This is a genomic window from Streptomyces sp. NPDC007905, assembly GCF_042959345.1.
Classification (GTDB): Bacteria; Actinomycetota; Actinomycetes; order Streptomycetales; family Streptomycetaceae; genus Streptomyces.
Window position 1 is genome coordinate 141,911 of sequence record NZ_JBIBKS010000021.1, and the last position, 10,545, is coordinate 152,455.

The following is a 10,545-nucleotide window of genomic DNA, read 5'->3' on the forward strand; positions in this document are numbered from 1 at the left end:
CGCGGGATCAAGGCGCAGAGCAGAGCCACGAAGTACCGGATCCGGCCCCTGACCAGCTGGTCAGGGGCCGGATCCGGTGCTGTAGGCGTGTGATGTGGAGCCACAGTGACTCGCACCACGAGGTTGTCGAGAGTCGCGTAGGACGGCGTCTCAGCCTTGAAGCCGCCGGGCCCTTGGCCGCACCCGGCTAAGGCGCGGCCGCGTGGATCACGGTCTGCCGAACCACAGCTATGGGAGGGCGTAGTGGCTCAGTCCGTAGTACCAGCCCTGTTGCCAAGGGCCCCCACGAGGAGACACGGTGAAGCACTCGCTGCTGCCGTCCGCGGACGAGGCGCTGTAGCTGGGGTTGCCCGAGTACTCGGCGCGCCAGCAGTAGGTCCCGGCGACGCTCGGCCTGAACAGCGGGGACACGGCGATCGCGGTGGTGCCCGATGTGGCTCTCAGCCGCCGGGGGCCGCCCACCGCCGTACCGCCGCTCGTGCAGCCGGTCACCGAGGGACCGCAGACGAAGAACGACACCGTCGCGCCGGAGGCAGCCGGGTTCCCCTGCTGGGCATCTCCGGTCACCGTCGCGCGGTCGAAGAGCGGAGTACCCACCGGCAGAGTGGTGCGCGAGGGGCTCGTGGTGATGCTCGGCGCGGGCACGAAGCTGATGCTCACCGATGGTGTGCCCGTGGGGTTGGCGACCGCGGAGACATTGCTCGCGCCGGCCACGACGAAGCTGGAACCGCCGCCCCCGCCGGCACCGGTGTCGTTGCCCGTGCCACCGCCGCCCCCGCCCCAGAAGCCGGCGCCACCCCCACCGCCGCCGGACGGGCTCCCGAAGTTGCCGCCGTTGCCGCCGACTCCGGGTGATCCGTTGCCACCGGGGGTCCCGCCGCCGCTGCTTCCGCCACCCGTTCCGCCGGTGGTGCACTTCCCGCCGCCGCCCGAACCGGCACCGCTGACACCCGTGCCGTCACTCCCGGGATTGCAGTAGGAAGGCCCGACGCCGCCGGCACCGCCCGGCCTCGGGTCGTGGGTGCCACCGCCCCCTCCGCCGCCGCCCGGAGCCACAAGCAGGCGCGGATCCGTCGCCGGAACACCGGTCAGCACACAGCTGACAGAGGACGCCGAGCACGTGCGGACGTCGGACTCGCCGCCCCCCGCCCCGCCGTTCGCGCTGCCGCCGGCTCCTCCGCCCACGCCGACCTCGACGTACAGGGTGCTGCCGGGGGTGACGGGTACGTCCGCGGTGACCTGCGTACCGGGGCCTCCGTTGCTGACCGTGGCGCCGAAGCCACCGGCTGCGCCGTTGGCGACCACGTGAATGCTGGTCACTCCGGCGGGAACCGTGAACGTGTCCTCCCCGGTCGCGGTGTACGTACACGTGGGAGGAGGACCGCTGCTGAAGGCCCCGTTGGTTCCGCACGGAGCCTGGGCGAGTGCCTCCTGGGCCGACATCCCGACCACGCCGAGTGCCAGGCCCGCAGCGAGAGCCATGCCCCTTGACCACCGAACCTTTGTGAACGGTGGCCAGTCGAGCCGGCCGATCCCTCCCGCTCCACCAGCCTCGCGACTCATTCGACCTCCTGGGGATCACGGCATTCCACAGCCACTGAACTGACGTACGTCAGTTAAAGGAAGGAGGCCACCGTCGCCCTTCAGACACTCCACACAAAGACGTCCACACCCGCGGACACCACCCGGACGGTCGCGGCGCCGGGTGCGGTCTGCGGCCAGGCGAGCTCATCGGCCTGGCCGTCGACAACACCCGAGACCTCGGCCGGCTCTACGTCCGCCGACAAGGTGCGCGGAACGCTCGTCTTCGCACCGCCCAAGCGCGGCAAGCTCCGTGACGTTCCCCTCGACCCGAGGTGTCGGCGGCGCTCCGCGAGCACATGGAGCGCTTCCCGCCCGTCGACGTGACCTTGCCCTGGCTGACCCCGACCGGCCGCAAGGTCACGCCTTCACGAGCGGCATCGGCGCGGTCATCCGGAGCCAGGCATTCAACGACCAGGCATGGAAGCCTGCGCTTGCTGGGTCGGTCAGTTCCCCGGGTGGGTTTCCTTGCGGCGCAGGACCACCAGCACCGCCCCGCCGATCACCACCAGCCCGATGGCCACACCGGCGATCATCGAGGTGATCGCGGAGCCGCCCGTGGCGGCGAGGTCGGTGTCGGGCGGCGTGGTACCGCCGACCGTGGCGGGGGAGGGCCCACTGAGGGTCTGGGTGCTCTTGGTGGTCAGGGTGCCCTGGGTCTTGCAGTCGAGGACTCCGGCGAAGCGGTGGTTGAAGCCGTTCGGGCCGGTGATCGTGAAGTCGTAGGGCTGGTCCTCCTGGAGCGGGACCGTCACCGTGCGGGAGGTACCGGCCGGGATGGTGTGCTCGGCTCCCATCAGTTCGAAGGTGAAGGGCTGGTCACCCTTGTTGGCGGCAGTGATGTCCAGGCCGCCCTTGGCGCAGTTCTTCCGGGCCGACACCGCCGGTATGCCGCCCTTGGCCGCCCAGGTGGCGCCCGCGGTCGCGGAGACCGTGGACTCGCTGGAGCCGGCCAGGATCTGGGTCTGGCTGCGGCTCTCCGAGGCGAAGGCACGGCCCACCGGCACGGTGGTGGAGGCCTGGACCGTCAGTTGCGCCAAGCCGTCCGCCGCGTCCTCGGGGACGTCGAGGAACAGCTGGCTGCCGTCCTTCGCGGACGTGATCACCTTGCCGGTCCTGTCGATGATCCGCACCCCGCTGGTGCCCGCCTCCGCCGGCGGGCTCACCGTCACGCGGCCCGCGTTGGTGTGCACGGTCACCGGCCCGAGGAGATCACCCGGGCGGCCTGAGACCGCGGGCGGGTCCAGGGTGAGCGAGGCCTGCGGCTCGGCGATGCCGCGGGCGCTCTTCTCCAGGTAGTCGGCGAGCTTCTCGGCCCGCGGATCGATCGCGTCGACCTTCGCGCCGTCCGAGTAGCGCCAGATGGCCACCTGGGTGCCGGCCGCCGCGTCCTGCTCGGTCAGACCGCTCGTGCCCGCCTGCTGGGCGAGCGCGGCGAGGTCGTTGACCTGGGGATAGGAGTTCTGCAGGATCCAGCGGATCCGGCCGGCGTCCTTGTTGGTGCCCAGTGAGGTGCCGCTCCAGGGTGTCTCCTGGTAGCGGGCGTCGCGCTGAGTGGGGTTGTGTATGTCGACGCAGTACGTCTGCAGGGTGCCGCCGCCGTCCACGGACATCTCGAACAGGCCCGCGGCCACCCGCTGGTCGCCGCCGACGTCGTGGATCACGGCCTCGCCGTAGGTCTTCAGACCGTTGATCGTGGCCGTCGCGCCGCCCTGGGGCTGCGGCGTCCCGTCGGCCACGGCCGTACCGGCGCCGGACAGCACACCCGCCGCCACCAGGCCGGACACCAGCGTCACGGCGCCGAGGCGGGCCGCTTGGGCGGACCGAGGAAACCCAGAGAACGCAGCAAGCACAGAATTCCCCTTCGAGCAGGACCCGTTGGATGTGAGGGACGGTCCCACCAGCAGAATCGGCAGCCCCAAGGGGCACGCCCGGCATCCTATGGATCACACCGGACCTCCTCGGCCGGTCAGATCGTCCGATGGACGATCCGATCCGCAATCGTTATCGCCGGGGCGGGATATGAGCTGGGCTTATCGACAAATCCACCGATTCGGTGGGGTGTTCGGAAGGCGGACGCCGACAAGCCGTCGCTCGGTCATGACGCCGACCGGGCCGGGCGGGCCGGCCGGTCGCTCGCTTACGTCACGTCACCGCCGCTGGCTCCGGGCGCTGTTGGGCCGGTTCGCCGTCCGGTGTGTCGGGGACGGCTGTCTCCCAGTTGGGCTCCGGACGTGTCACCGCCGGCGTCTCCGGCTTGGCCGCGCGGCGGAACACCGCGGTGCCCCGCGCCAGATCGTGGCCGATGGCCACGGCGTCGATGTCGGCCGACGCCCAGCCCTGCTGCCCGTCACGCAGCTCCGTGCGCACCTTCAGCCGGCCCTGGACGACGACGGGCTGCCCCACCTCCACCGACGCCGCCACGTTGACGGCGAGCTGGCGGTTGGCCCACACCGTGAAGAAGTTGGTGTGCCCGTCCGTCCAGGCGCTCTTCTCCCGGTCCCAGTAACGCGAGGTCACCGCCAGCCGGAACCGCGCCGACGGTCCCGCCGCCAGCTCCCGGTACACCGGTGGCGTCGCCACGTTGCCCACCACACACACCACGGTCTCGTTCATCGTGAACCCCTCCCTCACCCGGCCCCTCCGGCCGGCGGACATACGCACGGGCCCGTCCCGTACGGCGGCGTCTGCCACGCGGCGCGATCGCCGTGGCATCAGACTGCCTCCGCCGGGCCGGGCCCGCTGAGCGCTGTGGACCACTCCCCGCCTGAGGAAAACTCCGTCACCCGCACGAGTGAGCTGCGTCCCCGACGAGCCTTGCCCACCCCCATGTGCCCTCTTGTGGGGCGCTCCCCGAACGCCCCACAGGCCCCACACGCCACCCCTGTTTCACGGGGCCGGGTCCATTCACGGGGCCGGGTCCATTCACGGGGCCGGGTCCATTCACGGGGCCGGGTCCAAACGACGTCTCACCCCACCCCGGCCCCCGTCCGGACCACCCGCCCGTACTGCTCCCGCACCTCCTGGTACCGCAGCAGCTCCGCAGCCAGCGGATCGAGCACCCGGGCCCGGCCGCAGTTCCCGGCCGCCTCCCGCAGCCGCCGTTCCGCCTCCTGGCCGTACCGGCGCGCAGGCCCCCGGGCGGCCATACGGCAGCCCCACTCCACGAGCGGCCCGCCGACGATCCCGCACACCATCAGCAGTACCGGCACCCCCAGGTTCGGCGCCATCACTCCGGCGATCTGGCCCGTCAGCCACGCACCGCCCACGACCTGGAGCAGGGTCATGACCGCCTGGACCAGCACGGCCACCGGCCACCACCCCGGGCGGGGCGGTCGTCCCGGTGGCAGTCCGGCCCGCGCCGTCAGCTCGTCCAGCGCCTCGGACAGCCCCTGGGAGCCGCGCACGGCAGCCTCGCGCACCGCCTGCGCCCACGGCGCCGGCAGGCCCGCCGAGGCCCGTTCGGACACCGTACGGACCGCCTGTTCGACGCGCTGGCGGGCCGTGGCCTCGTCATCGGCCTGGCTACGCACCGGGATCCGGCCCGTGGTGGAATCGCCGCGGCCCCGGTACCAGCGCCACAGCCGCAGCCAGGGCGTCCCGCAGGCCCGGTTCGCGTTGCGCAGCCAGGCGCGTTCGGCGGCCTCGCCGGCCGCGATGGCGCCCACCGCGTCCGCGAGCCGGGCGGCGAAGTCCTCCCGTGCCTCCTCGCTGAGGCCGACGCGCCGGCCGGTGGCGTAGACGGACCGCAGCCGGTCCGCGGCGGCGTCCACGTCGGCCGCTACCCGGCGGGCCGCCGCACCGCGCTCCGTCACGAACTCGCCGAGAGCCTCGCGCAGGTCGCCGACGCCCTCGCCGGTGAGCGCGGACAGTGCGAGCACGGTCGCACCCGGCTCGCCGTACTCGCCGAGCGCGATGCCGTCCTCGTCGAGCAGCCGGCGCAGATCGTCCAGGACCTGGTCGGCGGCGTCTCCGGGCAGCCGGTCGATCTGGTTGAGGACGACGAACATGATCTCCGCGTGGCCGGCCATGGGCCGCAGATAACGCTCGTGAAGCATGGCGTCGGCGTACTTCTCGGGGTCGACCACCCAGATGACCGCATCGACCAGCTTCAGAATCCGGTCGACCTGTGCCCGGTGTTCCACGGCCGCGGAGTCGTGGTCGGGCAAGTCGATCAGGACCAGCCCGTGCAGCTGCCCCTCGGCCTCCGCGCTGTGCAGCGGGCGCCGGCGCAGCCGGCCCGGGATGCCGATCCGGTCGATGAGACCCGCCGCACCGTCGTTCCAGCTGCACGCGATGGGGGCCGCGGTGGTCGGGCGCCGTACGCCGGTCTCCGAAATGGCGACTCCGGCCAGCGCGTTGAACAGCTGCGACTTTCCGCTGCCGGTGGCGCCCGCGATGGCGACGACGGTGTGCTGGCCGGAGAGCTTGCGGCGGGCGGCCGCCTCGTCCAGGACCCGGCCCGCCTCGGCGAGGGTGCGGCTGTCCAGGCGGGTGCGGGAGAGGCCGACGAGTTCGCGCAGCGCGTCGAGGCGGGAGCGCAGGGGGCCGTCGTACGCCAGGGTCACGGGAGTGCGGCTCCCCGGGCCGCGCGCGGGGCCGTCCAGCACGGAGGCGCGCTCGGCAGAGAGGGCGGCGGCGTTGCTCTCCGTCACACGCCGGGCGATGAGACCGTCGTCCCAGGCGTCACCGGACTCGGGGTCCGGGTCGGAGCCGGAGCCGGAGCCGCCAGGGGTGGAACCGGGGCCGGCGCCAGGGGTGGAGGCGGAGCCTGAGGTGGGGCCGGAGCTAGGAAGGGAGCCGGATCCTGAGGAGGAGTCAGAGGTGGAGGCGGAGGCGGAGCCGGGCTTTTCGCCCTCCTTGGGTCGGGTGAGCGACGCGGCGCCGGCGTCCGGGCCCTTCACGCGCGCGTGCCGTTCCTTGTCCAACTGGCCCCCGTGGTCCACGCGGTCCCCGTGGTTCGCCTGGGGGACGCGGACATGCCGCTCACTCTCCCGGCGTTCCCCCGGTACGCGCGCGTGCCTGCCCTCCTCCGGCTGCGCGTCCCGTTGGCCGGCGTCGGCCCCGGCCCCGGCACCGGACTTGGAAGCCTCCTCCGGCGACGGGTCCCGCACCGCAGGGACCTCCCCGGAGTCGCCGTCGTCGCCCCGCGCGTGGCTGCCGCCAGGCTCCCCCGCGCCTCCGGGCCCGGACTCCACTCCCCCGGAACCGTCTGCCTGCTCCATGTGGTCCATGCGATCCAAGTGATCGAGTTGATCCGTGTGGTCCGTGTGGTCGTGGTCAGTGACGGCGGTCACCGGTCACCTCTCTCCTTCTGCAGTACGGACAGCGCGGCGATGAGTTCGGCCTGGGGCTCGGCATGAACACCCAGGGCGTCGAGGGGAGCAAGGCGCCGCTCGCGTTCGGTGTGCAGGACGCGATCGACGTAATCGGTCAGCAGGCGTCCGGCCCGGTCGCGCAACCGCAGCGCGCCGTGGGCGCCGAGCCGCTCGGCGAGCCCTTCGCCGGAGTTGCGCGCCCGGCGGCCGCCCAGCAGCGCCGTGGCGACCAGGGCGGCGACGGCCTCGGGGTCGGGCGCGGCGCTGCGCTCGAGATGCCGCACCTCCTCCTCGGCGTACTCCTCCAGCTCGCGCCGCCAGCGCCGTACCGCGAGCCCGATGCGATGCTCGGCGCTCTCCAGGGAGGGGTCCCGGCCGGCGAGCCCGGGGGCACCTCCGGCGGGTTCGCGCCGCCAGGCATTGCTGACGCGGTCGTCGGCGGCGGTGACGGAGCACAGCAGCAGGGCGGCCAGGCTCTCCACGAGGGCGTCGAGCAGCTCGCCGGCGGTGCAGTCGAGCGGGAAGGCGCGCCAGCGTTTGAGCGCGTCCCCGGCGAGCACGGCGCCGGACTGCAGTCGATCGCGCACGCGCGCGTGCTCGGTGTCGTAGGCGCTGTCGACGGCGGCGGTGAGCCGGAGGGCGGCCGCGTACTGGGCGGCGGCGGCGCTGGCCAGCTCGGGAATGCGCGACTTCAGCGAGTCGAGGAGCCCGTGCGCCGTGCGGGCCATGACTTTCCGGTGGGCCGCGGTGTCCTGGGCGTGGTGGACGAGCCAGGTCCGCAGGGCTGCCACGGCGCTGGCCGGGAGCAGGCCGGCACCCCAGACCGATTCGGGCAGCTCCGGCACGGTGAAGCGGGGTACGTCGCCGAGTCCGGCCTTGCTGAGCAGAGCGCCGTACTGGCGTGAAACCTCCGAGACGACCTGGTGGGGCACGCGATCCAGGACGGTCACCAGGGTGGCGTCGTACTCCTTGGCGGTCCGCAACAGGTGCCAGGGGACGGCGTCGGCGTAGCGGGCGGCCGTGGTGACCATCACCCAGATGTCGGCGGCACAGATCAGCTCGGCGGCCAGGACACGGTTGTCGGCGAGCAGGGAGTCGATGTCGGGGGCGTCGAGCAGGGCGAGCCCGCGTGGAACGGTGTCGGCGGTCTCGATGCGTAGCACGCGCGGAGGGTCGTCGCCGGAGAGCAGGAGATCGTCGCCCGCGCCTCGGTTGGGCACCCACACGCGGGTGAGAGCGGGGAGCACGCGCATGTCGCTGAACCAGCGATGGTCCTCCGGATGGCAGACGAGTACCGGTGTGCGGGTCGTCGGCCGCAGCACGCCCGCCTCGCTGACCCGCCGTCCCACGAGGGAGTTCACGAGGGTCGACTTGCCGGCCCCGGTGGACCCGCCGACGACGGCCAGCAGGGGCGCCCCCGGCTCCCGTAGCCGGGGAAGCAGGTAGTCGTCGAGCTGCGCCAGGAGTTCGTCGCGGTTGGCACGCGCGCGTGGGGCCCCGGCCAGGGGGAGCGGAAAGCGTGCGGCGGCGACACGGTCGCGCAGCGCGGAGAGTGTGTCGAGCAGCTGAGGCCGTACGTCCAAGGTCACCACATGCGAAGAATGCCCAATTTTAGGGGAATTCTGAAGCATATGGACATCTCAGCGTGCCGATGGGACGCAACGGACGTAAAGGATGACTGGGACGCAGGCATAGTCCAGGCATAACGAGTGCACAACACCCTGTGCGTCAGAGGCCAAAAGCGGTGCACGATTCGTACCTGCCTGCGATTATCAGGATCGCTTCACCGAACCTCCACATCGAGCCACGGAGGCGAAGCAACCGGGTCAAGGAGCGGGGAGCTTTATCCTTGTCCCGCACCAGGCCCCCGTAGCTCAGTGGATAGAGCAGGCGCCTTCTAAGCGCTTGGCCGCAGGTTCGAGTCCTGCCGGGGGCGCCACCCCTCGCCCTCCCGAACGGGAGGGCTTTTTGCTGCTCAGAGCACGTTTCACCCGACACGACGAAGCCCCGGCCCCTCCCCCGACGATCAAGGGAAGGCTCCGGGGCTGTCCGGCTGTCACCGGGTTTTCGCGGGTGGCCGTGTCGAATACGTGTCGAAGTTCTCGGCCAGGCGCGGTCGGGAGTCAGCCGGCGTCCAACTGTTCGGGGAGGTCCCCCGCGGCTTCGAGCCGCCGCTTGAGATCAGCCAGCTGCCCCTCGACGCATCGGGCGTAGGTGGCCAGGAGCACGGGGACGCTGTTTCCGGCCCAGTCAGCCACCTGAGCGGGCGGGATGCCGTCGTTGAGCCACTCCGTCAGGCGCGTGTGTCGGTTGTCGTACACGCGCTTGCCCGTGGGCGACTCGAAGACGTGCTCAGGCAGCACCGCCTTGCGTGCACTGCGCCCGGCGCGGCGGATGACGGAGCCCGCCAGAGGCCTCCACGGCACCCGCCCCGGCCTCTCAGGTCCCGTCCCGGCCCGCCATTCAGCTCAGCCCGGGTGCCGTGATCGCCCTGGTTGGCGGGGGAACCGCCGTGGTCCTGGTGGTCGGCGCCGTCTGTGCCCTGGTGATCCGTTCTCTGATCACCACCGAAGCCAAGCGTCGCTGACCGGCCTCCGAGGCGACGCACAAGCCGCCAAGCACGCCGCCGCTCCGGGGACCGGAGTCCGCCAGCCAACCGCCATCGCCATCGCCATCGCCATCGCCAAGGGAGAACGTCATGGACCTGAACACCACCGCGAGCATCGTGCCGTTACTCGGCTGGGCCGTGCACGGCAGCCTGCTCACCCGCCGTCTCGCCGCCGCCCGCCGCGACCCGCTCACCGGCCTGCACACCCGCGCCGGATGGACCGCCCGCGCCGAACACCTCATCCGCCGATACCCGCGATCGGCCGTGCTCCTGGTCAACCTCGACCACTTCAAGCCCCTGAACGACACCCACGGCCACGCCGCCGGAGACGCCGTCCCCACCGCAACAGCCGCCCGGCTGCGCGCTTGGTGCGGGCGCAATGGCACTGCTGGCCGCCTGGGCGGAGACGAGTTCGTCGCCGTGATCCGGGACCTCGAGGCCGTCGACCTCGACGCGCTCAACGCCGCTCTTCACCGGCCGCTGGACTACGACGGACTGTCTGTACCACTGGCCGCCTCGGTCGGTGTCTGCCCCGTTGCAGATCTCGCGGTGCCCGCCCTGACGGATGCGCTCGCCGCCGCTGACGCGGCCATGTACGCGGCCAAGGGCCGTGGCCGCCGGGGCTGCCGCACTTCTCGCTGACCGGCCACCGGGTGGCGCACAAGCCGCCAAGCACGCCGCCACCCGGGGCCGTTCCTTCCAACCGCAATCGAAAGGAACCACCATCATGGCTCAGCCCACCCCGCCCCCGCCGAGGATCTGCCCGGCCTGCGACGGCTTCGCTTCCGTCACCGTCACCCTCGGCGGCCGCGACGCCCATGGCCGCCTGCGCACCATCACCGCGCACTGCCGTCGAACAGGGGTCCTGATCGGGTGATCGCGGCAGGAGTGGCGCATGAAGGCAGGGCCTCTTGAGTAGTTCGGGGGTGCGATCCCGTCCGAGCAGTCCCAGGAGGCCCTGTTGCCGCAGTCTTTCGCGCTCGCGTCCGTGGAGTCCAACTCGCCGTCACGGACGTGTGACTGCCTCGCGCACCGGTT

9 protein-coding genes, 1 tRNA gene and 1 pseudogene are annotated in these 10,545 nt (G+C 72.2%); 4 read left to right on the forward strand and 7 right to left on the reverse strand.

Annotated features, from left to right (window positions below):
• Positions 1-228: 228 nt before the first annotated feature.
• From ACFZDC_RS31825 to ACFZDC_RS31850, 6 genes are all read right to left on the reverse strand, one after another.
• On the reverse strand, positions 229-1,320 hold the full coding sequence (locus ACFZDC_RS31825; RefSeq protein ID WP_391329248.1) for a hypothetical protein: 1,092 nt from the start codon (positions 1,318-1,320) through the stop codon (positions 229-231).
• A 323-nt stretch (positions 1,321-1,643) separates the two neighbouring features.
• Entirely contained in the window at positions 1,644-1,820 is a 177-nt protein-coding gene (locus ACFZDC_RS31830) for a hypothetical protein (RefSeq protein ID WP_391329249.1), read from the reverse strand.
• 207 nt (positions 1,821-2,027) lie between these two features.
• On the reverse strand, positions 2,028-3,377 hold the full coding sequence (locus ACFZDC_RS31835) for a Cys-Gln thioester bond-forming surface protein (RefSeq protein ID WP_391329250.1): 1,350 nt from the start codon (positions 3,375-3,377) through the stop codon (positions 2,028-2,030).
• Between the two features lie 349 nt (positions 3,378-3,726).
• The gene (locus ACFZDC_RS31840) at positions 3,727-4,197 is read right to left on the reverse strand and encodes a single-stranded DNA-binding protein (protein ID WP_391329251.1); all 471 of its coding nucleotides are present in this window, start codon (positions 4,195-4,197) and stop codon (positions 3,727-3,729) included.
• 353 nt (positions 4,198-4,550) lie between these two features.
• Positions 4,551-6,878 carry a GTPase gene (locus ACFZDC_RS31845; RefSeq protein ID WP_391329252.1) on the reverse strand — a complete coding sequence of 776 codons (2,328 nt, stop codon included), beginning with the start codon at positions 6,876-6,878 and terminating at the stop codon, positions 4,551-4,553.
• Positions 6,875-8,491, reverse strand: a complete 1,617-nt coding sequence (locus ACFZDC_RS31850; RefSeq protein ID WP_391329253.1) for a dynamin family protein — start codon at positions 8,489-8,491, stop codon at positions 6,875-6,877. Before ACFZDC_RS31850 ends, ACFZDC_RS31845 begins: the two co-directional genes overlap by 4 nt.
• A gap of 271 nt (positions 8,492-8,762) precedes the next feature.
• On the opposite strand from ACFZDC_RS31850, the gene ACFZDC_RS31855 reads away from it, so the two are divergent.
• A tRNA-Arg gene (locus ACFZDC_RS31855) sits at positions 8,763-8,838 on the forward strand.
• Positions 8,839-9,022: 184 nt separating this feature from the next.
• Here ACFZDC_RS31855 and ACFZDC_RS31860 read toward each other — a convergent pair.
• Entirely contained in the window at positions 9,023-9,262 is a 240-nt protein-coding gene (locus ACFZDC_RS31860) for a hypothetical protein (protein WP_391329254.1), read from the reverse strand.
• A gap of 59 nt (positions 9,263-9,321) precedes the next feature.
• Here ACFZDC_RS31860 and ACFZDC_RS31865 point away from each other — a divergent pair.
• The 3 genes and pseudogenes from ACFZDC_RS31865 to ACFZDC_RS31875 form a co-directional block, all read left to right on the forward strand.
• Positions 9,322-9,486, forward strand: a pseudogene (locus tag ACFZDC_RS31865) (SpdD-like protein); the annotation flags it as partial.
• A 111-nt stretch (positions 9,487-9,597) separates the two neighbouring features.
• Positions 9,598-10,149: a diguanylate cyclase domain-containing protein gene (locus ACFZDC_RS31870; protein ID WP_391329255.1), complete on the forward strand. Its 552-nt coding sequence runs from the start codon at positions 9,598-9,600 to the stop codon at positions 10,147-10,149.
• 85 nt (positions 10,150-10,234) lie between these two features.
• Positions 10,235-10,384 (forward strand): hypothetical protein, encoded by a 150-nt coding sequence (locus ACFZDC_RS31875; RefSeq protein ID WP_391329256.1) that lies wholly within the window; start codon positions 10,235-10,237, stop codon positions 10,382-10,384.
• The last annotated feature ends 161 nt before the right edge of the window (positions 10,385-10,545 follow it).